Source organism: Streptomyces sp. x-80, assembly GCF_046549095.1.
GTDB classification, from domain to species: Bacteria; Actinomycetota; Actinomycetes; order Streptomycetales; family Streptomycetaceae; genus Streptomyces; species Streptomyces celluloflavus.
This window is the reverse complement of record NZ_JAJPWM010000004.1, coordinates 443,217-467,091: the sequence shown is the minus strand read 5'-3', so window position 1 is coordinate 467,091 and position 23,875 is coordinate 443,217. Positions and strand designations below refer to the sequence as shown.

At 72.9% G+C, this 23,875-nt stretch carries 27 protein-coding genes; 20 read left to right on the top strand and 7 right to left on the bottom strand.

The annotated features are described in order from the left end of the window. Positions 1-23 precede the first annotated feature (23 nt). Positions 24-1,367: a hypothetical protein gene (locus ACLJWH_RS10165; protein WP_411141267.1), complete on the top strand. Its 1,344-nt coding sequence runs from the start codon at positions 24-26 to the stop codon at positions 1,365-1,367. Positions 1,368-1,540: 173 nt separating this feature from the next. Here the strand turns inward: ACLJWH_RS10165 and ACLJWH_RS10160 are convergent, their stop codons facing one another. Together ACLJWH_RS10160 and ACLJWH_RS10155 are read right to left on the bottom strand one after the other, a co-directional pair. After that, positions 1,541-1,933 carry a hypothetical protein gene (locus ACLJWH_RS10160; RefSeq protein ID WP_411141266.1) on the bottom strand — a complete coding sequence of 131 codons (393 nt, stop codon included), beginning with the start codon at positions 1,931-1,933 and terminating at the stop codon, positions 1,541-1,543. Continuing rightward, positions 1,933-2,127 (bottom strand): hypothetical protein, encoded by a 195-nt coding sequence (locus ACLJWH_RS10155; RefSeq protein ID WP_411141265.1) that lies wholly within the window; start codon positions 2,125-2,127, stop codon positions 1,933-1,935. The genes ACLJWH_RS10160 and ACLJWH_RS10155 overlap by 1 nt, the downstream gene beginning before the upstream one ends. 241 nt (positions 2,128-2,368) lie before the next feature. Here ACLJWH_RS10155 and ACLJWH_RS10150 point away from each other — a divergent pair, with 241 nt between their 5' ends. The 3 genes from ACLJWH_RS10150 (at position 2,369) to ACLJWH_RS10140 (ending at position 4,731) form a co-directional block, all read left to right on the top strand. Continuing rightward, the gene (locus ACLJWH_RS10150) at positions 2,369-3,244 is read left to right on the top strand and encodes a helix-turn-helix domain-containing protein (protein WP_411141264.1); all 876 of its coding nucleotides are present in this window, start codon (positions 2,369-2,371) and stop codon (positions 3,242-3,244) included. Next, positions 3,241-3,462 (top strand): DUF397 domain-containing protein, encoded by a 222-nt coding sequence (locus ACLJWH_RS10145; RefSeq protein ID WP_411141263.1) that lies wholly within the window; start codon positions 3,241-3,243, stop codon positions 3,460-3,462. The genes ACLJWH_RS10150 and ACLJWH_RS10145 overlap by 4 nt, the downstream gene beginning before the upstream one ends. 306 nt (positions 3,463-3,768) lie before the next feature. Further along, positions 3,769-4,731, top strand: coding sequence for a serine protease (locus ACLJWH_RS10140; protein ID WP_411141262.1), 963 nt, complete (start codon positions 3,769-3,771; stop codon positions 4,729-4,731). A 120-nt stretch (positions 4,732-4,851) separates the two neighbouring features. On the opposite strand, the gene ACLJWH_RS10135 is transcribed toward ACLJWH_RS10140, so the two are convergent. Further along, positions 4,852-5,883, bottom strand: coding sequence for a chitinase (locus ACLJWH_RS10135; RefSeq protein ID WP_411141261.1), 1,032 nt, complete (start codon positions 5,881-5,883; stop codon positions 4,852-4,854). A 342-nt stretch (positions 5,884-6,225) separates the two neighbouring features. Here ACLJWH_RS10135 and ACLJWH_RS10130 point away from each other — a divergent pair, with 342 nt between their 5' ends. The 12 genes from ACLJWH_RS10130 (at position 6,226) to ACLJWH_RS10075 (ending at position 16,613) form a co-directional block, all read left to right on the top strand. Next, complete coding sequence (locus ACLJWH_RS10130) at positions 6,226-7,290, top strand: hypothetical protein (protein WP_411141260.1); 1,065 nt, start codon at positions 6,226-6,228, stop codon at positions 7,288-7,290. A gap of 107 nt (positions 7,291-7,397) precedes the next feature. Continuing rightward, entirely contained in the window at positions 7,398-8,114 is a 717-nt protein-coding gene (cpaB, locus tag ACLJWH_RS10125; protein WP_411141259.1) for a Flp pilus assembly protein CpaB, read from the top strand. A gap of 13 nt (positions 8,115-8,127) precedes the next feature. After that, the gene (locus tag ACLJWH_RS10120) at positions 8,128-9,537 is read left to right on the top strand and encodes a CpaE family protein (protein ID WP_411141258.1); all 1,410 of its coding nucleotides are present in this window, start codon (positions 8,128-8,130) and stop codon (positions 9,535-9,537) included. Between the two features lie 3 nt (positions 9,538-9,540). Further along, entirely contained in the window at positions 9,541-9,936 is a 396-nt protein-coding gene (locus tag ACLJWH_RS10115) for a TadE/TadG family type IV pilus assembly protein (protein ID WP_411141257.1), read from the top strand. Further along, entirely contained in the window at positions 9,933-10,484 is a 552-nt protein-coding gene (locus ACLJWH_RS10110) for a TadE/TadG family type IV pilus assembly protein (protein ID WP_411141256.1), read from the top strand. The genes ACLJWH_RS10115 and ACLJWH_RS10110 overlap by 4 nt, the downstream gene beginning before the upstream one ends. Further along, entirely contained in the window at positions 10,481-11,818 is a 1,338-nt protein-coding gene (locus ACLJWH_RS10105; protein ID WP_411141255.1) for a CpaF family protein, read from the top strand. The genes ACLJWH_RS10110 and ACLJWH_RS10105 overlap by 4 nt, the downstream gene beginning before the upstream one ends. A 28-nt stretch (positions 11,819-11,846) precedes the next feature. Beyond that, the gene (locus ACLJWH_RS10100) at positions 11,847-12,794 is read left to right on the top strand and encodes a type II secretion system F family protein (RefSeq protein WP_411141254.1); all 948 of its coding nucleotides are present in this window, start codon (positions 11,847-11,849) and stop codon (positions 12,792-12,794) included. 12 nt (positions 12,795-12,806) lie between these two features. After that, positions 12,807-13,700, top strand: coding sequence for a DUF5936 domain-containing protein (locus ACLJWH_RS10095; RefSeq protein ID WP_411141253.1), 894 nt, complete (start codon positions 12,807-12,809; stop codon positions 13,698-13,700). 505 nt (positions 13,701-14,205) lie between these two features. Then, positions 14,206-14,370, top strand: a complete 165-nt coding sequence (locus ACLJWH_RS10090) for a membrane protein (protein ID WP_018089307.1) — start codon at positions 14,206-14,208, stop codon at positions 14,368-14,370. 14 nt (positions 14,371-14,384) lie between these two features. Then, positions 14,385-15,119 carry a pilus assembly protein TadG-related protein gene (locus ACLJWH_RS10085; RefSeq protein ID WP_411141252.1) on the top strand — a complete coding sequence of 245 codons (735 nt, stop codon included), beginning with the start codon at positions 14,385-14,387 and terminating at the stop codon, positions 15,117-15,119. A gap of 190 nt (positions 15,120-15,309) precedes the next feature. Further along, the gene (locus ACLJWH_RS10080) at positions 15,310-15,894 is read left to right on the top strand and encodes a hypothetical protein (RefSeq protein ID WP_411141251.1); all 585 of its coding nucleotides are present in this window, start codon (positions 15,310-15,312) and stop codon (positions 15,892-15,894) included. Between the two features lie 167 nt (positions 15,895-16,061). Further along, on the top strand, positions 16,062-16,613 hold the full coding sequence (locus ACLJWH_RS10075) for an OmpA family protein (RefSeq protein ID WP_411141372.1): 552 nt from the start codon (positions 16,062-16,064) through the stop codon (positions 16,611-16,613). A gap of 28 nt (positions 16,614-16,641) precedes the next feature. Here the strand turns inward: ACLJWH_RS10075 and ACLJWH_RS10070 are convergent, their stop codons facing one another. Then, complete coding sequence (locus tag ACLJWH_RS10070; protein WP_411141250.1) at positions 16,642-17,406, bottom strand: esterase/lipase family protein; 765 nt, start codon at positions 17,404-17,406, stop codon at positions 16,642-16,644. 217 nt (positions 17,407-17,623) lie between these two features. Between ACLJWH_RS10070 and ACLJWH_RS10065 the strand changes: the two genes are divergently transcribed. Together ACLJWH_RS10065 and ACLJWH_RS10060 are read left to right on the top strand one after the other, a co-directional pair. Next, positions 17,624-18,205, top strand: a complete 582-nt coding sequence (locus tag ACLJWH_RS10065) for a TetR/AcrR family transcriptional regulator (protein ID WP_411141249.1) — start codon at positions 17,624-17,626, stop codon at positions 18,203-18,205. A gap of 250 nt (positions 18,206-18,455) precedes the next feature. Beyond that, the gene (locus ACLJWH_RS10060) at positions 18,456-19,946 is read left to right on the top strand and encodes a Cmx/CmrA family chloramphenicol efflux MFS transporter (RefSeq protein ID WP_411141248.1); all 1,491 of its coding nucleotides are present in this window, start codon (positions 18,456-18,458) and stop codon (positions 19,944-19,946) included. A gap of 387 nt (positions 19,947-20,333) precedes the next feature. On the opposite strand, the gene ACLJWH_RS10055 is transcribed toward ACLJWH_RS10060, so the two are convergent. Next, positions 20,334-21,638: an MFS transporter gene (locus ACLJWH_RS10055; RefSeq protein WP_411141247.1), complete on the bottom strand. Its 1,305-nt coding sequence runs from the start codon at positions 21,636-21,638 to the stop codon at positions 20,334-20,336. Positions 21,639-21,664: 26 nt separating this feature from the next. Next, positions 21,665-21,811, bottom strand: a complete 147-nt coding sequence (locus ACLJWH_RS10050; protein WP_411141246.1) for a hypothetical protein — start codon at positions 21,809-21,811, stop codon at positions 21,665-21,667. Between ACLJWH_RS10050 and ACLJWH_RS10045 the strand changes: the two genes are divergently transcribed. Next, on the top strand, positions 21,810-22,238 hold the full coding sequence (locus tag ACLJWH_RS10045) for an ArsR/SmtB family transcription factor (RefSeq protein WP_411141245.1): 429 nt from the start codon (positions 21,810-21,812) through the stop codon (positions 22,236-22,238). The genes ACLJWH_RS10050 and ACLJWH_RS10045 overlap by 2 nt on opposite strands. 264 nt (positions 22,239-22,502) lie before the next feature. On the opposite strand, the gene ACLJWH_RS10040 is transcribed toward ACLJWH_RS10045, so the two are convergent. After that, positions 22,503-22,862 carry a DUF192 domain-containing protein gene (locus ACLJWH_RS10040; protein WP_411141244.1) on the bottom strand — a complete coding sequence of 120 codons (360 nt, stop codon included), beginning with the start codon at positions 22,860-22,862 and terminating at the stop codon, positions 22,503-22,505. A gap of 40 nt (positions 22,863-22,902) precedes the next feature. Here ACLJWH_RS10040 and ACLJWH_RS10035 point away from each other — a divergent pair, with 40 nt between their 5' ends. Further along, positions 22,903-23,634 (top strand): prepilin peptidase, encoded by a 732-nt coding sequence (locus tag ACLJWH_RS10035; RefSeq protein WP_411141243.1) that lies wholly within the window; start codon positions 22,903-22,905, stop codon positions 23,632-23,634. Positions 23,635-23,875: the final 241 nt, after the last annotated feature.

Here is a 23,875-nt window from a genome sequence, read left to right as displayed (position 1 = left end):
AACAGAGCACGAGGGAGAGCAGGTTGAAGCTCACGGCAGAGGTGCTGAGAGATCTTGCGCGGCCGTCGAACGTCGCAGTCCACTCGAACTCGGAGCTGGCCGGGGACGTGAGTGCCTCGGCGGCGGACGACGACAAGCAGAGAAAGGAGAAGGAGCTCGACCCGCTCCGCCGAAAGCCGGAACTGCAGCCCATACCAGCGACGGATCTCAACCGACTCGTGCAGCTCACGCCCTGGGAGGTTCTGCACACCTTGGGACGGTCGATTGCCTTGGCCCGGCGCGGAGCGGGACGCGGCCTCGCCGAGCACTGGGGCTGCCTGAAGTACAACCAAGCTCTGACCGGGAACTCTGACGCTTTCATGGCCCTCTCACCCGAGGGCCGGGAGACCGCGGACTACTACAAAGCACTTCAGTCGGGAGAACTCGGCATCGGTGTCGCACTGGCGCTCGCCACACGACTCCTGAACAGGCGCTATCCGGATCACCTCGTCTCGATCGTGCCGGCCGACACGGCCCTGCGTGCAGGGTGGGCCCTGACCAGTAGGGACTCCGGCCCGAGGTCGGGCTATCGGTACCGACCGCAGTTCCTCGCCGAGGTATGGAAGCCCGGCGAGCCCTCTCGCGTCTTCCCGATTGCGTGCAAGGGCAACCACAGTGGGCTCGCCGCCTCACATACTCAGCTCGCATCGGCTTCCGCTCACGTTGAGGCGGTGCACATCGGAGGATGGGATGAGACACCGTGTCTGGTGTTCAGCACGGAGCTCCCTCTCGACGGACCACTGACGGTCCACACACTGGAGGCAAGAGGAAATGGAGGTTGGCTGGACACGCCCGGTCGCGTTCTTGATCACGCCTTGGAGGACGAGAACGTCTACCCCGGTATCCAACCGCCCGCGCAAGGCGACAAGCCCATGGAGCCCGAACCTGGCTATCACGTGAGCCCGGCCCTCTACGCGTGGTTCCAACACGCCCTCGCCCGCACAACCGCAGCCGGTCTCACCGCCTTCGCTGGGGACGGAAGGGCGACCGCTCCGTATCTGACGAAGCGACAAGGGCAACGCCACTTCACAGGCTTGATGCACGCAGCCACGGACAGCGTCCAGGACGCCCGCCACCGGTTCCTCGGCATCGACTTCGTCGGTACTGACCACGTCTTCCGACTTAACCGGAAGCGAGTCGAGGCATTCTCTGGAGTCGCGGAGGATCTCTTCCGTCACCTTGAGCAGGGGCGGGTGGAGCAGTACCGTCGGGAGATCTACGCGCGCAGGTCCACCTGGCCGCGAGACACCTGGGCCCCGCGATGGAACGGTCCCGTCTCCATACATCCTGACGGTTCCGTGCTGGCTATGCGCCTGCTGTGCGATTAATCCGCGCCGGGCACTTGCGTTGGTGCGGTCCTCACCCTTGCGACGCCGAGAAGTCCGGCTTCGTGCGTGAGCGATGCGGGAGTGGACTGTCCGGCACGGCGCGTCATGAGCCGGATGGAGTACGCAGCCACACGGCGCTGACCAGGCAAAACAGCACCACGCGGCAGTACCGATCACCCCCCGGCAAGGATTCGATCCCACTCCGTGTGCGGGTGCCGGCGGATCCCGATGTTGCAGTCGATGGCCGTCGTCCGGTCACGGCGGGCACGGGCTGCGTCCCGCTGCCGCGCCAGCGCTGCGCAGACGGCGCACCCTTCGACGGGGGCGGGGCCGGGCGGCGCCTCGGTCGGGTCGCCGAGGTGCACGGCCGGGGCCATCGACCGCAGGTAGTTGCCCGTGCCGGCGCCGCTCGTCCGGTGCCTGCCGCTCGCCCCGTCCGGAGCCCGGCCGGTGCCGTCCTGCCCGTGCGCTTCGGCGCGTTCCGGGCAGCCCGGACAACCGCACGGCGGGTAGGTGACCGGGGAGCGGGGTGCGAGATCCGCGCCCTCGAACGGCTCTCCGTCCATCACGTCCCCCCGGCCCGGTGCGGGTGCTGCCGGATGATCGCGTTGCACTCCCGGACGGTCACCGCACTGCCCGCCTCATGACCGCACTCGCGCCGCCGCGCCGCCGCCACACAGACGGCGCACGAGGGATGTGGCACGGACTCCAGCGCGAGCACCCGCAGCGGCGGGGCCGTCGTCGGCTCACCGTCCTTCATCGACCGGACACCTCAGCCCGGCCTCGATGGCCGTCGGCGTCCGGCGAGTTGGCGCGGTGTAGGCACCGCGCGTGACGTCTTCCGGCATCGGCGAGTTCTCCATGCACCCCTCCTTCTGACTGTTCGTGAGCGGGGTACTCAGAGTGCGATGCGGGCAGACAGGTCGAAAGGTGCCTGGCTCCCGACCTGTTGATTGGCCGCCCTGGCATATGCACAAGTCTCTGAACTGCGCAGCAGCGTCATGGAGCGGGGATTCCCAGATGGCGGAACAAGGGGGTTTGTGGTGACCGATCGGAGCGAAGTTGACGAATCGGACGGCGATCCGCGAAAGGAGTTCGGCAACGCGCTGCGGGACGCCCGGGAGCTGTACCCGGAACGCAAGCTGACGCAGACGGACCTGGCGAGGCGGGCGCGGACGTCGAAGTCCGCGATCAGCCGAATGGAGCGGGGAGTTCCGCCGATCCCCGGGGGCCTGCCCGAGCTCTTCGACCAGATCTTTGAGACCGATGGGTTGTTCAAGCGGCTGTACGACGAGGTGGCGGCCCACTCGTTCCCCGCTCGATACCGGCGCCGCATGGCGCTGGAGCGGAAGGCGGTGGCCATCTCGGAGTGGTCTCCGACCGTTGTTCCCGGTCTGCTGCAAACCGGGGGGTACGCCCGTGCGCTGCTCCGGGCGGGCGACCCACGGGCGAGCGAGGACGAGATCTCGGCGTCGGTGGGAAAGCGGCTCGCCCGGCAGGATCTCCTGAGGGGCGCGGCTCCTCCGGACGTTCGCGTGGTGCTGTGTGAATCCGTGCTTCGGCGCCGCGTCGGCAGCCCCGAAGTGATGCGTGATCAGCTCGCGGCGCTCCTGAGCCTCGGCGCGCAGCCGACGACGCGGCTGTATGTGCTCCCGCTGGACGCCGAACCGCACCCCCTCATCGAATGGCCGGTGACGCTCCTGACGACACCGCATCACGTGACGGTCGTCTGCGTGGAGACCTACCGGACGACGGACATCATCGAGAAACCGGAGGACGTGCGACGCGCGGCACGCGCCTACGATGATCTGACCGGGGAGGCGCTTTCGGCCCGGGACAGCGCCGACCTACTGAGAGAGAGGATGGAGGCACTGTGAACACCACCTCTGCCACGGCCGTGTGGGTCAGGTCCACCTACAGCGGCCCGGATGACGGCAGCAACTGTGTGGAATGGTCCCCCTCGTACGCAGCGGATCACGGCGCCGTCCCCGTCCGTGACTCGAAGCACCCGGACGGCCCCGCGCTCCGCTTCGGGCCCGGTGTCTGGGCGGCGTTCGTCTCGGCCGTCCGGCGTGACGGGTTCACCGGCGTCTGACCCCGCCCGGCTCACCGGTGACGCCCCGTCATCCGTCAGGACGGCGGGGCGTCGCCGTGCCCGCTGCCGTACGGCGGGCGGACCGGCGGGTGCACCGCGTGCCGGGGCCGGACCGTCACCCGGACGGCCGTACGACACCGGCCGCAAGCCGCCGAACGGGTCATCGGCGATGGTCATGAATCCGTCAAGTTACCGCCGATTCGGGTAACTTCATTGCCTCGCGGCGCTCCGGCACCAACAATGCGCACGACAAAACCGAAGGAACATCAAGGATCTTCGGTGACGGAAGCGTGAGAGGACCCCCACATGAATCGACCTCTCGTCGGCACCCTGGCCACGGCCGTGCTGGGCGCCGCAGCCCTGGTGGGCACCGCCGGAAGCGCCGGCGCCGCTCCCCTTCCCGGGAAGGCGGCGCACCCGGACCGCGTCATAACGGCGGAGCAGTCGGCACAGAGAGGCGCGGCGGCGCACGGTACGGGCGCCGAGGTACAGCTCCAGTCGAAGGTGAAGAGCAAAGCCAAGGCGGTGGACTTCGCCGGTACGGTCGCGCTGAGCAACTGCTCGGGCTCGATCGTCCGGATGCCCACCTCGCAGGCGAACGACCCGGCCCTGGTGATGACCAACGGTCACTGCCTGGAGACCGGGATGCCCGGACCGGGTGAGGTCGTCGTCGACCAGCCGTCCAGCCGCAGCTTCACCGTGCTCGGCGCGTCGGCCAATCAGCTGGGCACGATCAAGGCCACCAAGGTCGCGTACTCGACGATGACCGACACCGACGTCACGCTCTACCAGACCAGCTCCACCTACGCCCAGATCCAGCAGAAGTTCAACATCAAGCCGCTGGAGCTGGCCACCGGCCACCCCGTCCAGGGGAACGCGATCACGGTCGTCTCCGGCTACTGGAAGAAGACCTACTCCTGCAACATCGACGGGTTCGTGCACAACCTCAAGGAGGGCGACTGGACCTTCAAGGACTCGGTCCGCTACACCCCGGAGTGCCGGACCATCGGCGGTACCTCCGGTTCGCCGGTGATCGACAACGCCACCGGCAAGGTCGCGGCCATCAACAACACGGGCAACGAGGACGGCGAGCAGTGCACCGTCAACAACCCGTGCGAGGTGGACGAGAGCGGCAACGTCACCGTGCACCAGGGCACCAACTACGCCCAGGAGACCTACGGCATCCCGCAGTGCTTCGTCGCCGGCAACAAGCTGGACCTGAGCCAGGCCGGCTGTGAACTGCCCAAGCAGGGGGCCGTCCGCCGCTGAGCCCGGACCGGTGGCCGCCGCGAAGGTCCGGCCACCGGGCGGACACCAGGTCCCGTGCACGGCTCGGGCACGGGATCTGGCCAGGTGCGGCGGCGCCGGGAAGGCCCCGGGCGCCGGGCGTTACGGGAGGCTGTGGACGTGCGCGCCCACCTGGTTCGCGAACGCGTCGCCGCCCGCGGCGTCCCAGTTCGTCGACCAGGTCATCGCGCCGCGCAGGCCCGGATAGGTCGTGGACGGGGTGAACGCGCCGCAACTCGTGCCCCGGGTCAGGCAGTCCAGCGCCGCGTTGACGACGGACGGATCGACATAGCCGCCGCCGGCCGCCCGGGGCGAGGCCGGTACGCCGAGGCCGACCTGGGACGGGTCGAGGCCGCCTGTCAGCTGGATACAGGCGAGCGAGGTCAGGAAGTCGACCGTGCCCTGGGCGTAGACGTTGCCGTCACAGCCGTTCATCGAACCGCTGTTGTAGTACTGCATGTTGACGGCGGTCAGGAAGTCCTTGATGCCGAGCGCCGTCTTGAAGTACTCGGTCTGCGGCGACTGCATGTCGATGGTCTGCGGCGCCATGGTCACCACCACCCCGCTGTGCGCGGTGTGTACCGCCCGCAGCGCCTGGGTCATATAGGTGGCGCTGAGGCCGTTCTCCAGGTCGATGTCGACGCCGTCGAAGCCGTACTCGTCCATCAGGCCGTTGACGGAGTCGGCGAAGTTCTGGGCCGAGGCTCCGTCGTTGACGGACACCGCGCCCTTCTCGCCGCCGACCGAGATGACGACGGACTTGCCGGCCGCCTGCTTCGCCTTGATGTCGGCCTTGAAGTCGTCGACGGAGGCGTAGCCGACGGCCGGGTCCAGGTTGAAGGTGACGGCGCCCGGTCGGCCGGTCGCGTCGGCGAACGCGACCGCGATGATGTCGTACGCGTCGTTGACGTCCTTGAGCTTCTGCACCGTGGCGCCGTTGTCGAAGTTCTGCCAGTAGCCGGTGACGGCGTGCCCGGGGACGGCGGACGTGTGTGCGGTGGGGGTGTGCGCGGCCGGGGGTGCCGCGGCCGCGGGGGCGGTGCCCGCCGCGAGGATGCCGGCCGACGCCAGCACCGCGGCGGCCAGGGCGGCCGCCAGCCTGCTCGTCACTCTTCCTGATCGTGCGCGAACCACTACTGCCTCCGTGGGGGGAGTTGGGCGGGTGGTGCGGATGCGCGCTCAGGGGCCCCTGGGCTTCCCGTACAAAGTGGTCCAGACCATTGCTCCTGTCAAGGCTCCCGCCGGAACCCGCCGTTCGTGTGTTCGTCACCTGGCGGTGGCGGTGGTTTCCCCCGGAGGACTGTGCGATTTCCCTGTGGGGTAGGGGTGTGGGGAGCGGTCCCGAACTGTTCCCGGAACGTGTTCTCCGGAACGCGTCTCGTAGCTAAAGTGCTGGGCGTACGGCGCCGTTGGCGCAGAGCTGTGCCGATCCGCGGTCCCGGAGCGTCCGGTGGCCAAAGGGAGTGGGGGAGCGACGTGCCGACCGCGATTGCCGTCACCAGCCCGGACCTCGCGCTGCCCGCCACCGACCGGGGGACCCCGGCCGCCGTCGTCCTCCCGGCGCCGCATCTCCAGCCGTTGGGCGAGGCGTTGACACAGACCGCGGCCGTACTGGAACAGCACGGCCGGCTCGTCGTCCTCTACTCCGCCGCCTGCCCGCCGGAGCACGTACGCCGGCTGCACACCCTGCGCGCCGTGTTGGAGAGCGACCGGATCGCCATCCTGCCGCTGCCCCTGCCGCCGCTGGGGGTGGCCGTACTCGCCCGCCAGCTGCGGCAGTTGTCGCTCTGCGACTTCAGCCCCGGGGTGCTGGCCTGCGCGGTACGGCTGCTGGCCCACTACGTCCACGCCGGCGCCCTGCTGGACAGCGTCACCGGCCTGGACCGGGTCGAGGTGGATCTGCGCGCCCATCTGAAGTCCTGGCTGCCCGGCGCGCATCTCGCGGTGCTTGCCCACCCCGAGCCGCAGCTGCACCATGTGCCCCGGCACGCCGCCGGGGCCGGGCTGCCGGGCCCCGCGTTCGTCACCCGGCTCGCCGTCGCCCGCGGCCGGCTCACCGACGGCTGGGTGGACGGGGTGCTCGCCCCGGCCTGGCAGGTGCAGGGGGTGTACGAGGTGCCGCTGCCCGCCGAGTCCGCCCGGTGGTGGGGCACCGGGAAGCTGATCGAGTTCGCGGCGGCCATACCGGATCTGCCGGTCCTCCACCAGCTGGTCGCCTCCGTACGGCGCGCCCGGTGCCGCTGGTGCGGACAGGACGTCATCGGCGACCGCTGCGCGTTCTGCGCGGCACCGCTGGCGACGGCCCGGACGGGCACCGGCGGCACGGAACGGCGACCGGTGGGGAGACCGGCGGTGCCGGACGGGGCGGCGGGTTCCGCCGGGGCGGCCGTGTTACCGGCCGTCGCGCCGCCGTCGCCGCTGCGACAGCGCGGTCTGTCGCCGGTGGCACCGCCGGGCGTCCGGGGCGCGTACGGCGGACCGGGCGCGTACGGCGGCCCCGGTGCTCCGGGCGGCCCGCGGGCGGTGGCCCGCGTGCGCTGACCCCGACCGCCCCCGCTCCGCCCACCGGCCGTTCCGCCGCCGCCTCCGCCGCCCCGCCCCCCCCATGCCGTGCCGCCCCGCCCCACCCCGATCGAGGTCCCTCGCCCATGAACTCACGCCAGCGCCGCGGACTGGTCCTGCTGCTCCTGTCGGTCCTGTGCGCGCTCGGCGCGTTCGCCGGTGTGCTGGCGGTGATCAGGAACGTCGAGTCCAAGGTCGGACCGGAGAAGACGGCATACCGGCTGAAGGCGGACGTGCCCGCGTACCAGGCGCTGGAGCCGGGGCAGTTCGAGAAGGTGACGATGCCGGAGCGGTGGCTGCCGGCCACCGCCGTGACCGACCTGGGCACGGTCAGCGGCAGGATAGCGGTCACCCCGCTGCACAAGGGTTCGCTGCTCCAGGACGACATGATCGTCGAGCGGCCCGCGCTGAAGGCCGGGCAGCAGGAGATCGCCATCATGATCGACGCCGCCACCGGTGTGGCCGGCAAGATCACCCCCGGCGCCCGGGTCAACATCTACGCCACGTTCGAGGGCAAGCGCCCCGAGGACAAGCCGGTCTCCAAGGTCATCGTCGCCGCGGCCGAGGTCATCGACGTCGGCCGGCTGACCCCGCTGGCGGCCAAGGACCCCGGCGACACCACCACCACGCGCCGGGCCGGCGAGGCCGTCCCGATCACCTTCGCCCTCGATACCCAGGACGCCCAACGGGTCGCGTACGCCGAGTCCTTCGCCACCCACGTACGGCTCGCCCTCCTCGGACCCGGCGGTGACACCCCCGTCCCGCCCGGCCAGCGCACCTACACCCTCGACGGCGACAAATGACCCGGAGGCCCAGGTGACCATCCGCATCCTCCCGGCGGTCGGCGACCCCGACGCCGCGCGAGCCGTGTCCTCGCTGCTCAGCCAGTTGCCGGACGCCGAACCCGCACCCCCGGTCGCCGACTCCGCCGCCCTGCTCGACGCCCTGGCCGCCGCCACCGCCCCGGGCGGCGCCGCGCCGCCCACCGGCCCCCCGGCCGCCGCGGGCGTCGAGGGGCTGCCGGAGGTCGTCCTCGTCCACGAGCGGATCGGCCCGCTCCCGGCGCTGGAGCTGATCCGCGAGGTGGCGCTGCGCTTCCCCGCCGTCGGCGTCGTCCTGATCACCACCGACGCGGGCCCGGCCCTCTTCGCCGCCGCGATGGACGCGGGCGCCCGCGGCGTCGTCGGACTGCCGCTCGGCTACGACGAACTGGCCGCCCGGGTACGGGCCGCCGCCCAGTGGTCGGCCGGGGTCCGGGTCCACCTCGGGGGCAGCCCGGACGCGCTCCCCGGGCCGAGCGGCACGCTGGTGACCGTCACCGGCGCCAAGGGCGGCGTCGGCACCACCGTCGCCGCCGTCCAGCTGGCGCTGGCCGCACGGGCCGCGGGCCGCGGCGTCGCGCTGGTGGACCTGGACCTCCAGTCCGGCGATGTCGCCTCCTATCTGGACGTGCAGTTCCGCCGCTCGATCGTCGACCTGGCGGGGATCTCGGACATCTCCGCACGGGTCCTCCAGGACGCCGTGCACGACCACCACACCGGCCTCGGACTGCTGCTCGCGCCGGAGGAGGGCGAGCGTGGCGAGGAGGTGGACGACCGGGCGGCCCGCCAGATCGTCACCGCGCTGCGCGCCCGCTACGACGTGGTGATCGTCGACTGCGGCTCCCAGATGCAGTCCGCGAACGCCGCCGCCGTCGAACTCGCCGATGTGGCCCTGCTGGTGACCACCCCCGACGTGGTGTCCGTACGGGCCGCCAAACGGCAGGTACGGCTCTGGGACCGGCTCCAGATCCGCAAGGCCGCGGACACCACCACGGTCGTCAACCGCCTCACCCGCCACACCGAGATCCAGCCCTCGCTGGTCGCCAGGGCCACCGGCACCCAGGTCGCCCGGACACCCGTACCGGCCGCCTACAAGGAACTCCAGCCGTGCGTCGACGCGGGCCGGATGCAGGACCTCGACGACCGGTCGACGGTCCGCCAGGCGCTGTGGGCGCTGGCCGGGGAACTGGGCCTGGCCGGCCCGTCCGCCGCACCGCACCAGGGGCGGGGCGGCCGGCGCCCGCGGGCGGCACTGACCGGGCGCAAGCGCCGGGCCCTCACGGCGGGGCCGGTCCCCGGGCCGGTGCCCGCACCCGGCGCCGGTCCCCGCTCCGGCGCGCGGGGCGGACCGGCGGCCAGGAGTGCGGGGCCGTTCGATCCGGCCGGTCCGTACGAGGAGGGCTGAGCGGTGCGGCGCCCGCTGGGCGGCAGCGACCGGGGCCAGGTCTCCGTCGAATTCCTCGGCCTGCTCCCGCTGATCCTGCTGGTCCTCGTCCTGCTCTGGCAGTTCGTCCTGGTCGGCTACACCTACTCGCTGGCCGCCAACTCCGCCGACCGGGGCGCGCGGGCCGCCACCGCCACGGCGGGCGGCGGCGCCGGTGCCTGCCACGCGTCCGCCGTACGGGACCTGCCCGCCGCCTGGCGGGGCGGCGCCACGACCGACTGCCACACCGAGGCCGGGCTGTGGAAGGCGGTCGTCCGGATCAAGGTCCCGGTGCTCTTCCCCGGTGTGGGGAACTTCCCCTGGGACGTCACCGGCACGGCGGGCGCGGCGCGGGAGGACGGCGGGGGAGGAGCGGGATGAGGCCGGGAACGGAGCGCGGGGAGCGGGCCGCCATGGCGACGGCACGGGCGGCGCGCGGCCGACGGCCGGTGCCCCGGGCGCGCGGGGGCCTGCCCGCGCGGCTGCGCGGCCGTGGCCGGGACCGCGGCCAGGTCGCCATCGAGTTCCTCGGCTTCCTGCCGATCCTGCTCGTCATCGCGCTGGCCGTGATCCAGCTGGGCCTGGGCGCGTACGCCGTCCAGCAGGCCGGTACGGCGGCGCGCGCCGCGGCCCGTACCGCCTCGATGGACGCGACCGACGTCGGCGGCGATCCGTCGGCCGCCGGCGAGGCCGCGGGCCGGGCGGCGGTGAGCGGCTGGCTCAGCGACGGCGGCGGCACCACGGTCTCGGTGGGCGGCGGGGGCGACGCGGTGCACGCCACGGCGACCGTACGGATCCCCTCCGTCATCCCCGGTATCGACTTCGGGACCGCCCGCCGCAGCGCCACCATGGCCCGCCCGGCCGCCCCGCACGCCCTCGGCGGCGGGCGACCCACTGTGTCCGGCGACGAAGGAGCGGCCCCGCGATGAGCCTCAAAGCCCGGATCGTCGTACCCGAAGTGCCCCCGGCGGCGCGCCAGGACAGCCATCTGATCGCCGTCTACCGGGCCAAGCTGCTCGAAGAGATCGACCTCGCCGAGATGTCCGCGCTGGCCGCCGCCGAACGCCGCTCGCGGCTGGAGCGCGTACTGGGCCACATCATCAGCCGCGAGGGCCCGGTGCTGTCCACCGCCGAGCGCGCCCAGCTGATCCGCCGGGTGGTGGACGAAGCGCTCGGCCTGGGCGTCCTGGAACCCCTCCTCGAAGACGCCTCGATCACCGAGATCATGGTCAACGGACCGGACCAGGTGTATGTCGAGCGGTCCGGCCGGGTCGAGCTGGTCCCCGTCCGGTTCGCCTCGCACGAGCAGCTGATGCAGACCATCGAGCGCATCGTCTCCACCGTCAACCGGCGGGTGGACGAGTCGAATCCGATGGTCGACGCCCGGCTGCCGTCCGGTGAACGCGTCAACGTCATCATCCCGCCGCTCGCCCTGAACGGCGCCACCCTCACCATCCGCCGCTTCCCGCGCGCCTACACCCTCGCCGAACTCATCGGTATGGGCACCCTCGACGACCAGATGCTGGTGCTGCTGGCCGGGCTGGTGCGCGCCAAGTTCAACGTCGTCGTCTCCGGCGCCACCGGCGCGGGGAAGACCACGCTGCTCAACGCCCTGTCGGGGCTGATCCCCGACGGCGAGCGGATCATCACCGTCGAGGACGCCGCCGAACTCCAGCTCCAGCAGAGCCATGTCATCCGGCTGGAATCGCGGCCGCCCAATGTGGAGGGCAAGGGCCGGATCACCATCCGCGACCTGGTACGCAACTCGCTGCGCATGCGCCCCGACCGCATCATCGTCGGTGAGGTGCGCGGCGGCGAGACCCTCGACATGCTCCAGGCGATGTCGACCGGCCACGACGGATCGCTGGCCACCGTCCACGCCAACAGCGCCGAGGACGCCCTGATGCGGCTCCAGACCCTGGCCTCCATGTCGGACGTCAAGATCCCCTTCGAGGCGCTGCGGGACCAGATCAACAGCGCCGTGGACTGCCTCGTCCAGCTCGGCCGGCACGCCGACGGCTCCCGCCGGATCACCGAGATCGCCCTCCTCGACTCGCGCGGCCACGAGGACTACCGGCTCGCGACGGTCTGCCGCTTCGACGCCGAGCCGATGGGCGCCGACCGGATCGTGCACGGCCGCTTCCGCTACTTCCCGCTGCCGCGCCGGGTCGCCGAACGCCTCTTCATGGCCGGCGAGCCCGCCCCGCCCGCCTTCGGCGTCGCGGCCACCGACGACGACCTCGCCACCCGGGAGGCCCGATGACGACCCGCCCCAGGAGGACGCACACCCCATGACCGGCCCGAACGATCCCGCTCTCTGGGCCCTCGGCGCCACCCTGCTGTGCGGGGCGCTGGCGGTCGTCGGCATACGGCTGTACGCGGCCGGACGCGCCCAGCGGCAGGCCGTCGTCGACCGTCTCGCCGACGAACGCGGGCTGCCGCCGGCCGGCCGGCGCCGCCGCTTCCCGGCCGTCGACCGCGCGCTGCGCCGCACCCGCCCCGGCCGCCGCCTCGAACTCCGGCTGGCCGCCACCGGCCTGGACCTCACCCCGGGCGAATTCACCGTCTACACCTGCGGCACGGCGCTCGCCCTCTGGCTGGTCGCGCAGGCCACCCTCGCCGCGTTCTTCGGCCCGATCGCCGCACTGGCCGCCGTCTGGGCCGCCTCCGCGTTCCTCAACTGGCAGCGCCAGAAGCGCATCGAGCGGTTCATCAACCAGCTCCCCGAACTCTCCCGGATCCTCGCCAACGCCACCCAGGCCGGGCTGGCGCTGCGCACCGCCCTGGGCATGGCGGCCGAGGAACTGGAGGCCCCGGCCGGTGAGGAGCTGACCAAGGTCTCCGACAAACTCGCCGTCGGCCACTCCGTCGACGACGCCCTCGGCGAACTCGCCGAACGGCTGCCCTCCCGCGAACTCGTCGTCCTGGTCACCACGCTGGTCCTCGCCAACCGGGCCGGCGGCACCGTCGTCGGCTCGCTGCGCAACCTCACCAAGACCCTGGAGGAGCGCAAGGAGACCCGCCGCGAGGTGCGCACCCAGCTCTCCCAGGTCATGGTCACCGCGTATGTCGTCCCGCTGCTCGGCATCGGCACGCTGCTGCTGATGAACCGCATCGCACCGGGCGCCATCGACCGGATGACCTCGTCCTTCCTGGGCCAGCTCGCGGTCGTCGTGGCCTTCGCCCTCTACGCGCTCGGCTTCTTCGTCATCCGCCGCTTCGCCAAGATCGACGTCTAGGGCGGTACGGACATGCTCATCGGCATCCTGCTGGCGCTCGCCGGCGCCCTCTCGGTCGTCGGCGTCTGCTGCGGTATCGCGCTCTACCGCCGCGAGGCCAGGCTCCCCCCGGACCTCGCGCTGTCCCTGGAGATCGGCGCGACCCGGACGACGGCCGTCGGTTCGGCGGTGGACCGCGCCGGTATGCGCTACGCGCCGTTCGTGCTGCGGCTGATGGGCCCCAAGCGGGTCGCCCGGATCCGCCGGCGCATCGACCTCGCGGGCAACCCCGGCGGCCTGACCGTCGACCGCTACGCCGCCCGCCGCGCCGTCTACGGCGCCCTCGGTTTCGGCGGCGCGCTGGTGATGTTCCTGCGCGGCCAGCCGCTGCTCGGCGTCCTCATGGTCCTGTTCGGGCTCTTCTGGAACGAGGTCGGCATCTGGGCCGCGATCCGCCAGCGCAAGGACACCATCGAACGGACCCTGCCGGACTTCCTGGACGTGCTCGCCGTCGTCGTCAGCGCGGGGCTGGGGTTCCGGCAGGCGCTGGACCGGGTCGCGGAGAAGTACGAGGGCCCCTGGGCCGACGAACTCCGTATCACCCTGCGCCAGATGGACATGGGCGTCAGCCGCCGGGAGGCGTTCGAGGAGCTGCGCAAACGCAATGACTCCGAACAGGTCGCCCAGTTCGTCACCGCCCTTCAGCAGGGCGAGGAGCTGGGGGCGCCGATCGTCGAGACGCTCATCCAGATCGCCAACGACATGCGCCGCACCGACGCCCAGAACGCCCGCCGCCGCGCCGCCCGCGCGGTCCCCAAGGCCACCATGGTCATCACCACCTTCATGGTGCCGGGGACCATGATCCTGCTGATCGCCGGTTTCTTCCTGGGGTCGGGGACGAACTTCGGGTCGCTCATGGGACGGTGAGGGCCCTGCTGCCGCCACCCGGCACCCGTCGCCCGTGTGTGGCGGACGATGGCCGGCATACGACGACGGCCGGGCGCGGCCCAGGTGCGGGGAGCGGGCGGCCGGGGCCGGCGGCCGCCGCGCCGCCGGATCCGGCCGGAAGCGTGCGGTGCCCCGAGCGGTGTGCCACAACTCCTTTGCCGGAGCAACGAGTTGTGCCACAGTGGGGCCTGGCGGCTCCCCCGTACCGCACCGCTCCGGGGTGGGCCGGCCGATCCGCGACGGCGCCGGGCGCCGGAGGGTCCCGGAGGAGGATCGGGGGTGGTCGGGGTGCGGCTGAGTGGCCGAAAAGCGACGGTGTGCCGCCGGGTCGTGTTCCCACCGGAGGATTGGGTACGGATTCTCTGCCCCGGTAGCGCCGTTCCGGCGTACGTTTCTCGTGTCATGGGCGCGGACGAGCGCGCCGGCACCACGGGGACAGACCAGCCGGACCGGACCGGGACGGCCGCCCACGGAGGGAAAGACGATGGCGAAGCGGATTTTGGGGAACGACCGGGGACAGACCTCGATCGAGTACCTCGGCATCATCGCGGTGGTCGTGGCGATCGTCCTGGTCCTGTCGACCACGGACTTCGGCAGTCAGATCGCGAACGCCATCGCGAACAAGATCTCCGATGTCGTCGGCATCTAGCTGACCGCACGGTCATGGCGGCCACCACGGCCCGGACGGCCGGCGGCGCGCGCCGCCGAGGAGGGCGCGACGCCGGACAGGCGTTTCCGCTCTATCTCGTGGCCGTCGCGGGTCTGCTCTTCCTCGCGCTCGCGTTCTTCGCCGTCGGACAGGCGGCGGCCTCCCGCAACGGCGCGCAGACGGCGGCCGACGCCGCGGCGCTCGCCGCGGGCCAGCAGTACCGCGATCAGCTGACCAAGGGCCTGCTGGACCCGATCCGCGGCGGTGCGGGCGGCGGTGACGGCGGGGACAGCCGCGCGCGGTGGGCGGAGCGGCTGCGCGGCCGCGGCCTGCCCTCCGGTCCGGCGTGCGAGAACGCGGACTGGTTCGCGGCGCAGAACGACGCCGTCGTCTCCGCGTGCCGGCCCGACTCGGAGCCGGCGACCTCGTTCGCCGTCACCGTCACCTCCCGTAAACCGGTGGGCCCTTCGATCATCCCGTCGACCGGGAGTACGTACGCGTCGGCCGCGGCCAAGGCCGTCGTCGTCCCCCGCTGCACCCTCGCCGAGGACGGCACGGGCGGGACCGGCGGCACGGGCGATGGCGACAAGGGCGGCACAGGCGACAAGGGCGGCGCGGCTGACGGCGCCGGGCAGCCGGGGCCGCCCCTCGGGATCGTCTGCGACGGCAGGACCTGGGTCCTCGATCCCGGGAACCTTCGTGTTCTCCCGCAAGCCTCCGACCTTTTCGCCGTACGTCTCGCACAATGAGCAACCGGACCTCCGAACCGTCGGACCCGCTGTGGACCTCTGAACGACCCGTAACCCGGCGCCGAGTTGACTTCCACACCATGCGAACCACCCGTACCACCCGTACCACGCGAACCACTTGGACCGCGGAACCGTCCGACCGCCGGTCCACCCCGAGCCCGATCACTCGACGATCAAAGGAATCGCAGCCATGAGCATTCGGCGCACCACGAAGGCCGCCAGGGGAGCGGTCGCCACGGCGAGCGCGGTCGGCCTGGCCCTCGTCGTGACCGGCTGCGGTGGCGACGGCGGAGCGCCGGCGGCGGACGGCAAGAAACCGGTGGCCCACAGCAGCGCCGCGCTGAAGCAGAACGACCCGGGCGCGCCGGCGGACGACGCCGACAAGGTGATCGGCGAGATGAAAGGGGCGGACGGGGTCGTCGTCACCCTCCACTCCGTCATCCGCGACGCGGGCGGGTTCGTCACGGTCAACGGCACGGTCGCCAACCACGGCACCCGCGCCTTCAACGCCGTCGACTGGCGCTCCCACGAGTCGGAGCTGCGGTCCCGGTCCTCCATCTCCGGGGCCACGCTCGTCGACAAGGCGGGCAAGAAGCGGTACCTGGTGCTGCGGGACACCAACGGCGAATGTCTGTGTACCACCGGACTCAGCGGGCTTCAGCCGGGTGCGAGCCGGCCGATCTTCGCCCAGTTCCCGGCGCCGCCGGCCAAGGTGACCGAGGTCGACTTCCAGCTGCCGACCATGCCGCCGGCCAGCGTGCAGATCACGGACTGAGCGGGCCGATGACCGTGCCGGAGACGACCCACGCGACCAGCCCGACCCACTCGACCAGCCCGACCCACGTGATCCACGCGATCCACCCGGCCTGCACGGCCCGTACGACCTGCCCGGCGCACCTGGCCCGTACGGTGGTCACCACCACCGTCGCGCTGCTGCTGGCCATGGCTCTGACGGTCCCCGCGGCCCATGCCGACCCGCCCGGCATCACCGAGGACTCCAGCCCGCCGGTCACCATCGACCCGCACAACCCCGGCCTCCGGATGGTCCAGGGCGCCACCCTCGCCCCGTCCAAGGTGCTCAACATCAAGTCCATCGTGGAGACCGACGACGGTGCCGAGCGCCGCCAGGACACCAACGACAACGTCACCTTCGCGCTCCAGGCCGAGGTCCTGTTCACCAAGGACAGCGCCGGGCTGACCCCGGACGCGCTGTCCCGGATCGACACCATCGCCGCGGAGATCAAGAAACAGCACGCCACCGGTCTGCGCGTCTTCGGCTTCACCGACAACCTCGGTTCGACCGCGCACGGCCTCACCCTCTCCAAGGACCGCGCCAACGCCGTCCAGCGCGAGCTGGCCGAGCACCTCGACTCCTCGGTCACGTTCCAGATCCGCGGCTACGGCGAGCAGTACCCGATCGCCGACAACAGCACCGAGGAGGGGCGCAAGAAGAACCGCCGCGTCGAGGTCAGCTTCCCGCGCACCGGATCGTGATCCGGACCGGGCCCCGGCCGGGACCGGTTCAGCGGCCGAGGAACGTCCGTACGCCCGCCGAGACCCCGCCGTCGGTCAGCAGCTCGTTGTGCTTGAGGCAGCCCGCCGGGGTGTTGACCGCACCGGTGAGCGGCACGCTGTCATGGGGGTCGATGAATTCGTCGCAACTGGACCAGAACGTCGCGTACTTGACGTCCCCCGGCGTCTCGTCGCCCGCCGCCAGGCCCTTCTGGACGTAGGAGCCGGGGGTCATATCGCGGCACGCCTGGTCCCAGGCGGCGCACAGCCAGGCGAGTCCGGTGCCATGGTTGGGACCGCCCAGCGACACCCAGTGGCCGACGGCCGTGGTGCCGCCGCCGTTCTTGAGGTACCAGCGCGTCGGCAGGCTGCCGTAGGAGTGGGCCACGATGTCGACGCGCCGCGCACCGGTCCGCTGCCGTACCTCGTCCACGTACGCCGCGAACCGGCCGGAGAGCACCTCGTTCACCGAGGCATGGGTGTCGTAGGACCAGGTGAACAGCTCGGCGTCGGTGTACCCGGCGGCCTTGAAGTCCCCGAGCATGCGGCCCCAGACACCGGGGTCGGCGTTGTAGCCGTGCACAAAGATCACCGGGGTACGGGCGGCCCTCGGGGCGGGAGCGACGGAGGAGAGCGTGGTGCCCGAAGCGGCGGCCGCGGCCGGCGGGGCGACGCCGGTGAGGGCCGCGGCGACCACCGCCGCGAGGGCGAGCGCGGTACGGGCCGCCCGGCGAACGGCCGGTGACGCGGGTGCGCGACGCGTGGTACGTGCCATGGGTGCCCCTCGGTCGCGGTGTCCGTGTTGATGGGGATGGGGATGGGGATGGGGATACGGGGATGCGGACGTGGTCCGGGGTGTCCGTGTGGGCGCGGATACGGGCGCGGATACGGGCGCGGGTTCGGGTGGGGTGACCGTAGCGGTTCGGTGTGACCGCGGGTAAGGGGCCGATGGATATTGAACTGGTCGATCCAATACGTGTAGCGTTCCGGTCATGGCCCGACCCAGGAAGTTCGACGAGGAGCGGGCGGTCGACGCCGCGATGGAGGCGTTCTGGGCCGCCGGCTACGAAGCGACGTCCACCCAGGACCTGTGCGAGGCCACGGGTCTGGGGCGCAGCAGTATCTACAACACCTTCAAGAGCAAGCACGATCTCTTCGAGCGGGCGCTCGCGCGCTATATGGAGAGCAAGGCCGCCGAGCTGACGGAGCTGCTGGAGAGCGAGCTGCCCGCGCGGGACAAGATCCGCGCACTGCTGCAACGGGTGATCGACGAGGAGTCCGCCCGCGGTGCGGACGGCCGGGGCTGTCTGGTCGTCAACACCTACGTCGAGGTGTCGGCCCGGGACGACGCCGTCGCGGCGGCGCTCGCCCGGGATTACGACAAGCGGCTGGCGGCGATCCGCGCCGTGCTCGAATCGGGCCGGCGGGCCGGTGAGATCGCGGACGGCAAGGACGCCCGCACCCTCGCCCATCTCGTCATCGCGTCCGTCAGCGGCCTGCGCGTCGCCGCGCGGGCGGGCGTCGGCCGGGCGGAGCTGGAGGCCATCGCGGACGCCGCGCTCGCCGCCTTCTGAGCCGCGGGGCCGCCGGGGCCCGCCCCTGCCCCTGATCACTCGATTGTCCTGGGCCGCTTGATCCGGTCCGACCCCTGACCTGAATGCGCCTTGGGCGTCCCCCGGGCTCATTCTGTACTGATCTATCCAAAACCTCTGCCCAAAACCCCTGCCCGAATCGTCTGTCCAAAACGTCTGTCCGAACCCGCTGTCCACCACGCGGCTGCGCCTCACGGGTGCAGCCCGTCCGTATCCAACGGAGCCCCCTGCCATGCCACTTGCGATCTACCTCCTCGGCCTGGGCATCTTCGCCCAGGGCACATCCGAGTTCATGCTCTCCGGGCTGCTGCCCGATATCGCCGCCGACCTCGGCGTCTCCATCCCGGACGCGGGCCTGCTGATCTCCGCCTTCGCCATCGGCATGGTCATCGGCGCGCCCGCACTGGCCGTGGCCACACTGCGGGTGCCGCGCCGGACCGCGCTGGTCGCCTTCCAGCTGGTCTTCGTCGCCGGACATGTGGTCGGGGCGCTCGCGCCCGGGTACGGGGTGCTGTTCGCGAGCCGCGTCGTCAGCGCCCTCGCGTACGCCGGATTCTGGGCGGTGGCCGTCGCGACGGCCGTGAGCCTGGCGCCCCCGGGCGCCAAGGGGAAGGTGCTGTCCGTGGTCGGTACGGGGCTCACGCTCGCCACGGTCGTGGGCGTGCCGGCCGGTACGGTCCTCAGCCAGCACGCGGGCTGGCGCACGGCGTTCTGGGGCGTGGCCGGACTCACCGTGCTCAGCGCGCTCTCCCTGCTGGCGGTACTGCCCGCGGGGCGCGCGACCGGTACGGAACTGCCGTCGGTGCGGCGCGAGGTGGCCGGTCTCGCCCGGCCCGCGCTGTGGGTCTCCTACCTCGTCACCGTGCTGACCTTCGGCGCGGCGGTGGTCACCTTCAGCTACCTCGCGCCGCTGCTGACCGAGGTGAGCGGACTGCCCGCGGCGTGGGTGCCGGCGGTGCTCTCGCTCTACGGGGTGGGCGGGCTGGCCGGTATGACGCTCGGCGGGCGGTTCGCCGACGCCGCGCCGCTGCGCACGCTGTTCCTCGGCGTCGGTGCGCTCACCCTCGCCTCCGCGCTGCTCGCCCTGACGGCCGGGAGCCTCGGTGTCACCGTCGTGCTGGTCTTCGTCCTCGGGCTGACCGGCTATGTCGTCAACCCGGTCGCGCAGTCACGGGTGTTCCCCCTCGCGCCCGACGCGCCGACGCTGGTACCGGCCGTGAACACCTCGGCCTTCAACGTCGGCATCATGCTCACGCCGATGCTGGGCGGCCTCGCCATCGACGCGGGCTTCGGCTTCGCCTCGGTCGCCTGGGTCGGCGCCGGGACCGGCGTCCTCGCCCTGGCCGCGACGGCGTGGGCGGCGGCCCTCCAGCGCCGCGCGGCGCGGGGACCGGCGGCGGACGCCGGGGCAACCGGCTCGTCGGCGGACGCGGGGGCAACTGGCTCGTCGGCGGACGCGGGGGCGACCGGCTCGTCGGTGCCGCATGCCCGGACCGCTGCCTCTCGGGCCTCCGTTCCCCGGGCCGCCGTCTCCCCGGCCGTTGCCCCTCGAACCGTCACCTCCCGGACCGTCGTACCGCCCGCGCGGCCTGCGGCAACCGCCGCGCCGTCCACCGGGTCCACCGCATCCGCCTCGTCCGCGGTGTCCACCCCGTCCGGCGTCTCGCCCGTCGCCTCTGCCCCCTCCGTCCCGTCGGAACCTGCCTGTCATCAGGTGTGCTGATGCTCCGTCGGCCAGGGTCCGGAAGCGGCCTCAGCGCGTATCGCCGAACACCGGGTCCACCCCGTCCGCTTCGTCCGCGGTGTCCACTTCTTCTGGCGCCTTGGCCGGCGCCTCGCCCGTCGCCTCCGCCCCCTCCGTCCCGTCGGAACCTGCCTGTCATCAGGTGTGCTGATGCCTCGTCGGCCAGGGTCCGGAAGCGGCCTCAGCGCGTATCGCCGTCCACCGGGTCCACCCCGTCCGCCTCGTCCGCGGTGTCCACCCCGTCCGGCGCCTCGCCCGTCGCCTCCGCCCCCTCCGCCCCCTCCGTCCCGTCGGAACCCGCCTGCCATCAGGCGTGCTGATGCTCCGTCGGCAAGGTTTCGGAAGCCGTCTCAGCGCGCATCGCCCTCAGTGCGCATCGCCGCCCCGTGCCACCACCAGGATCGCGCCCGCCGCCGCGAGGACGGCCACGGTGAGGCCGAAGGCGGTGGCGCCCGCCGAGAGGCCGATCGCGTCGCTGAGGTAGCCGTCCGCGACCGGCAGGGCGCCGGCGAGCAGATAGCCGCCGGCGTTCAGGGCGGCGTTGGCCTCCGCGTGGCGGGCGGCCGGGATCTCACGGCTCAGCAGCGTCAGGCCGCCCAGCAGTCCGGCGCCCTGGCCCGCGCCGGCCAGGACGACCGCGGCGGCCAGCGGGGCGAGAGCGGCGGTATGGACGGCGGTGATCAGTGCCAGCGTGCTCGCGACGGTGGCGGCGCCGGAGAGGAGCAGGGCCGTACGGACCGCCGTCCGCTGCATGACGAACTGCACCCCGGCCGCGGCGAGGAACATCGTCAGGGCCATCGCGCCGGTCACCGCGCGGTTCGTGGTGCCGAGCAGCCCGGTCAGCAGCGACGGCCCGAGCGAGAGGACGAAACCGGTGGCGCTGATGCCGGGGGCGAACGCGGCCAGACCGAGGGCGAGATGGCGCCGGTTCGCCCGGGGGACGGACGGCAGCCGGACCCACGCCCCGGCGGACGCGCCCGCGACACCGCCGGTATCCGCGCCCGTGGCCGCCTCGGCCCCGGAGGCTCCGGGGCCCGTGCCCGTTGCCCGGCGGCGGGTGCGCGGCAGCGGCATCCGGGCGGTGGCCCCCAGCGCCGTGGCCAGCAGCACGGCTTCCACCGCGAAGACCGTGACGGTCGGCGCGGGGGCGGTCTCCGACAGGACCCCGGCCAGCAGCGGCCCGATGCCGGCGCCCAGGACCACCGCGGTGGAGGCCAGCAGCGGGCCGATCCGCCGCCCGGCCGCGAGGTCGGTGACGGCGGCCATGCCCGCGGAGACGGCGGCGCCGGTGGCCAGGCCGGTCAGGAAGCGGGCGGCGGCCAGGGCGGCCACCGAGGGCGCGGTCGCGTAACCGAGGCAGGCGACGATCCCCAGCAGCAGCGCCGGGATCAGGACGGGTTTGCGGCCGATGCGGTCCGACGCCACGCCCGCCACCGGCAGCGCGCCGAGCAGTCCGGCGATATAGGCGGCGTAGATCAGGGTCAACGTCCCGGAGTGGAAGCCGAGTTGGTGCTGCCACACCGCGTACAGCGGCATCGCCGCATTCGACAGGATGAAGATCGCCGCGATGGGCCAGGCGGCGAACCAGACCTCCCGGACGGGCGGCGACGGCGGCGCTCCGGCGGCCCCCGAGGGCGGGGCGGGCTGCGGTGCGGTCCGGGTTTCAGGCATGGGTGTCCCCTCCGAGTCCAGCTGTACTAGATACCTCGTACGGGCAGTACGAGAAGATTCGTACAGGCACTCGCAGTACGATGCAAGTCGTACTGGGTGTCGCCGATGCCGTCAGCGCCGTCGGCGCGGACCGGCCGGGCGCTGTCGGGAGTGTCGGGAGGAGTGGTCGTCATGGCGTCCAGGGCAGGTGTGCGGGCGGTACGGCGGTCCGCCGTGGAAGGCGGTGCGGATGCCGGTGCGGAGCGGCCCGGATGCGGGGCGCCGGTGTGGCCCGTACCGGTGGGGGCGCCCGCGCCGCTGGCCGAGCCGGACCGTGCCGACCTGCGGCTGGAGACCGTCATGGGAGCGCTGAGCGACCCGCTGCGGGTGCGCATCGTGCGCACCCTGCTGCTGGAGTCCGAGGCGTTCGACCACACCTGCGGCTGGTTCGGGTTCGACCGGCCCAAGTCCTCGCTCACGCACCACTTCCGCGCGCTGCGGGACGCCGGGCTGATCCGGCAGCGGCAGTACGGCCTGGAGCGGCGCAGCCATGTCCGGGTCGACGACCTGGAGGCGCGGTTCCCGGGGCTGTTGGCGCTGGTCGCCGACTGGGACGGATAGCGGGGGAGCGGCGGCCGGCCGGGGCTGAGGGCGCGCCACGGAGCGGCCAGCTGGCGCCCCGGGCGAGGCGGGTCCACGGCAGGCCGCCGCGCCACCGGCCGCTACCGCGCCCACCGGCGGGGAACGCGCCCACCGGCGGGGAACGCGCCCACCGGCGGGGAACGCGCCCACCGACGGGGAACGCGCCCACCGGCGGGGAACGCGCCCGCCGGCGGGGAACGCGCCCGCCGGCGGGGAACGCGCCCACCGACGGGCGGCGTACGGTCAGGCGGTGTCGGCCGGGACCACCGTGACCCGCAGACCGGGGCGCAGACCCCAGCGCGCCATGGCTCCCGCCTCCGCCTCCAGGATGTGCCGCGCCCGCGGCCGGGGGAGTCCCAGCCGTCCCGGACGCATGGTGCGCACGGCCAGCACGGTGAAGTCCCGGCTCAGATACGCGACATCGAGGGCGAACCGCATCCGGAAGGTGTGCACACTGCTCGCCGGGGTCAGCAGCAGCGCCCCCTCGATACCGTCGCGGCCCAGCAGACCGCGGGTGCGGGCACGGTAGGACGCCGCGATCTCCAGCGGGATGCCGACGTCCGCGCCGTGCAGGGTTCCGGGGCCGTTCCGCCAGCGCGCCATGCGCGTCGTTCTATCAGCTCGCGCGCCCTAAGGTCGACGGGTGTCTGTGACGCTGCTGGTGCTCGCCGCCGCCTACGGGGCCGCGGCCGGGCTGCTCATACCGCGCCCCGTCCACCGGATGGCCGTCGGGCCGGACGAGGAATGGCGCGGGACCTGTCCCGGCGGGCACCCGATCACCGGGGTGGCGCGGGGCTGGCTCGGGCGGGGACGCTGCCCGGACTGCGGGGCGTACGGGCCCGGCGCGCTGCCGACCGCCGCGGTCACCGCGCTGGTCTGCGCGGCCCTGGCCGCGGCCACCGGCGCCCGGCCCGAACTCGCCGCCTGGCTGCTGATGGCGCCGGTCGCGGTGCTGCTGGCCGCCGTCGACCGCCGGGTGCACCGCCTCCCGGACGTGCTGACGCTGCCGCTCGCGCTCGTGGCGGCGGGGGTGCTGGGTTTCGTCGGACTGCTGACGGGCGCGGGCGGATCGTGGCCGGGGGCGCTGCTGGGCGGACTGGCCCTCGGCGCCTGCTACCTCCTGCTGTTCGTCGCCAACCCGGCCGGGATCGGCCTGGGGGACGTCAAGCTGGCGATCGGGCTCGGGGTCGCCCTTGGGTGGTACGGCTGGCGCACCGTCGTCACCGGCGGCGCGGCGGGGGTGCTGGCCGGCGCGGTCTACGGCGCCGGGCTGCTGCTGGCCGGGCGCGGCCGCGGGACCACCATGCCGCTCGGGCCGTTCATGATCTTCGGGGCCTTTTGCGGGCTGCTCCTGGGCGCCGCGGCCAGGCGCTGACCGGCGGCCGGGCGGCGCCGCGACCGGTATCCGCGGCACGTCCCGGCCGGGGCGCGCACCGATGGCGTACGGCGCCCGCCCGGTCCCCGCGGGGCCCCGGCGCTCCCCGGAGCCGCCCCGTACGCGCCCGGCGGCGCTCCCCGCGACCGGCCGGGCCACGCCGTGGTTTCCGTCGGTGCGCGGAGCACGCCGCTCGCGGGGTTATGGTGGAAACCCCCCCCTCGGGCCGGTCCGTATCCCC

Coding starts and splice junctions, on each gene's coding strand:
- ACLJWH_RS10160 (WP_411141266.1), bottom strand. CDS start 1,933: ATGGACGGAGAGCCGTTCGAGGGCGCGGATCTCGCACCCCGCTCCCCG.
- ACLJWH_RS10155 (WP_411141265.1), bottom strand. CDS start 2,127: ATGAAGGACGGTGAGCCGACGACGGCCCCGCCGCTGCGGGTGCTCGCG.
- ACLJWH_RS10150 (WP_411141264.1), top strand. CDS start 2,369: ATGGAGCGGGGATTCCCAGATGGCGGAACAAGGGGGTTTGTGGTGACC.
- ACLJWH_RS10140 (WP_411141262.1), top strand. CDS start 3,769: ATGAATCGACCTCTCGTCGGCACCCTGGCCACGGCCGTGCTGGGCGCC.
- cpaB (WP_411141259.1), top strand. CDS start 7,398: ATGAACTCACGCCAGCGCCGCGGACTGGTCCTGCTGCTCCTGTCGGTC.
- ACLJWH_RS10110 (WP_411141256.1), top strand. CDS start 9,933: ATGAGGCCGGGAACGGAGCGCGGGGAGCGGGCCGCCATGGCGACGGCA.
- ACLJWH_RS10105 (WP_411141255.1), top strand. CDS start 10,481: ATGAGCCTCAAAGCCCGGATCGTCGTACCCGAAGTGCCCCCGGCGGCG.
- ACLJWH_RS10100 (WP_411141254.1), top strand. CDS start 11,847: ATGACCGGCCCGAACGATCCCGCTCTCTGGGCCCTCGGCGCCACCCTG.
- ACLJWH_RS10095 (WP_411141253.1), top strand. CDS start 12,807: ATGCTCATCGGCATCCTGCTGGCGCTCGCCGGCGCCCTCTCGGTCGTC.
- ACLJWH_RS10090 (WP_018089307.1), top strand. CDS start 14,206: ATGGCGAAGCGGATTTTGGGGAACGACCGGGGACAGACCTCGATCGAG.
- ACLJWH_RS10085 (WP_411141252.1), top strand. CDS start 14,385: ATGGCGGCCACCACGGCCCGGACGGCCGGCGGCGCGCGCCGCCGAGGA.
- ACLJWH_RS10080 (WP_411141251.1), top strand. CDS start 15,310: ATGAGCATTCGGCGCACCACGAAGGCCGCCAGGGGAGCGGTCGCCACG.
- ACLJWH_RS10075 (WP_411141372.1), top strand. CDS start 16,062: ATGGCTCTGACGGTCCCCGCGGCCCATGCCGACCCGCCCGGCATCACC.
- ACLJWH_RS10070 (WP_411141250.1), bottom strand. CDS start 17,406: ATGGCACGTACCACGCGTCGCGCACCCGCGTCACCGGCCGTTCGCCGG.
- ACLJWH_RS10065 (WP_411141249.1), top strand. CDS start 17,624: ATGGCCCGACCCAGGAAGTTCGACGAGGAGCGGGCGGTCGACGCCGCG.
- ACLJWH_RS10060 (WP_411141248.1), top strand. CDS start 18,456: ATGCCACTTGCGATCTACCTCCTCGGCCTGGGCATCTTCGCCCAGGGC.
- ACLJWH_RS10055 (WP_411141247.1), bottom strand. CDS start 21,638: ATGCCTGAAACCCGGACCGCACCGCAGCCCGCCCCGCCCTCGGGGGCC.
- ACLJWH_RS10045 (WP_411141245.1), top strand. CDS start 21,810: ATGGCGTCCAGGGCAGGTGTGCGGGCGGTACGGCGGTCCGCCGTGGAA.
- ACLJWH_RS10050 (WP_411141246.1), bottom strand. CDS start 21,811: ATGACGACCACTCCTCCCGACACTCCCGACAGCGCCCGGCCGGTCCGC.
- ACLJWH_RS10040 (WP_411141244.1), bottom strand. CDS start 22,862: ATGGCGCGCTGGCGGAACGGCCCCGGAACCCTGCACGGCGCGGACGTC.